This is a genomic window from Oleiphilus sp. HI0132, from assembly GCF_001635845.1.
Genome location: NZ_LWGJ01001713.1, coordinates 1 through 1299, shown reverse-complemented (window position 1 = coordinate 1299; position 1299 = coordinate 1). Strand labels below are relative to the sequence as shown.

Here is a 1299-nt window from a genome sequence, read left to right as displayed (position 1 = left end):
GAATGGGAGCCAGCGGCAATGACGTGCTATCCGAATACCAGTTTCTCAAATACTGGCACATGCCGGATTCACTTAAATCTATGGTGGATGCTTCGCTTCCACCCGATCTTCGAAAAAATGCCAATGAAGCATGGTTACTCCACTTTCCCAAAGGGGGGCAATTAGATCGCTATCTAGCATCCAAACCATTATTTAACTGCCTATCCATACCGCTTAACGATGGCGGTGTATTTGAATTGTGGGATTCAGGCAAAGCCGAAGCGCTAACCAACAAGGCCGGAGATGCTTACTTCTTTTCTTTGGCAAACGAACATCAAGTACCTGTCACTCAGCAGGATGACTGGTACCTCTGTTTCCTGTTTTTACATCATATTGAGGTGAAGCCAAATGCCTGAACAATTTCTCCATGGCGTGGAAGTCGTTGAAATCGACTCTGGTCCACGCCCAATAAAAACGGTTCGCTCATCCGTTATCGGTTTGATCGGCACAGCGCCCGATGCAGATGAAGACCGATTCCCTTATCACACGCCTATTTTAATTGCGGGTAAACGCAGTGAAGCGGCTGGTTTGGGACGAACCGGAACCTTGCCTGCAGCCATTGACGATATCTTCGATCAAACGGGAGCGATGATCGTTCTGATCCGTGTGCCGGACTGGTTTGGTGAAGATGAGGAATGGCCCTCGCTCATCGAAGAAGAGGGTCCTCGTTTGGCAATGGCAGGCCCTTGGTTTTCAAACATCGGCCAGGTCATCGGTGGTATTGATGATGAAACCGGCCAGTATCTTGGTATTCAGGCATTCCTCGCTGCCGAAAGCGAAGTGCATGTCACGCCCCGTATTTTAATCGCGCCTGAGTTTAGTCATCACCCGGCCGTAGCCAACGAACTTCTGTCTGTCGCTGAACGGCTCCGAGCCGTTGTGATTGCCGATGGCCCGAATTACAACGATGAAGAAGCCATCGATTACCGACAAATGTTTGGTAGCCCAAGACTGTATTTAATTGATCCTTGGGTTCGCGTTTGGGATGCCGAAGACAACGTCGAAGTCGTGCGCCCAGCCAGTGCCCGAGTCGCAGGGTTGATTGCTAAATCAGATGCAGAGCGCGGCTTCTGGTGGTCACCGTCTAATCGTGAAATTCGCGGTTTGATGGGTACTGCTCGAAGTGTTGATTTTGCATTAGGTGATGTCAATGCACGCGCCAATTTCCTAAATGAAAATGAAGTGGCCACCATTATCCAGAAAGATGGATTTCGACTTTGGGGTAATCGCAGTTGTAGCGCTGATCCCAAGTGGGCCTTT

Annotated in this window: 2 protein-coding genes; both read left to right on the top strand. The window is 49.7% G+C overall.

Going from position 1 to position 1299, the window contains the following annotated elements; all coding sequences use genetic code 11:
* On the top strand, positions 1 to 395 hold a 395-nt coding region (locus A3766_RS31640; protein WP_068643276.1), incomplete at its 5' end, for a hypothetical protein.
* Positions 388 to 1299, top strand: a 912-nt coding sequence (locus A3766_RS26220) for a phage tail sheath subtilisin-like domain-containing protein (RefSeq protein WP_068643274.1), incomplete at its 3' end; no start/stop codon positions are given. The genes A3766_RS31640 and A3766_RS26220, both read left to right, overlap by 8 nt.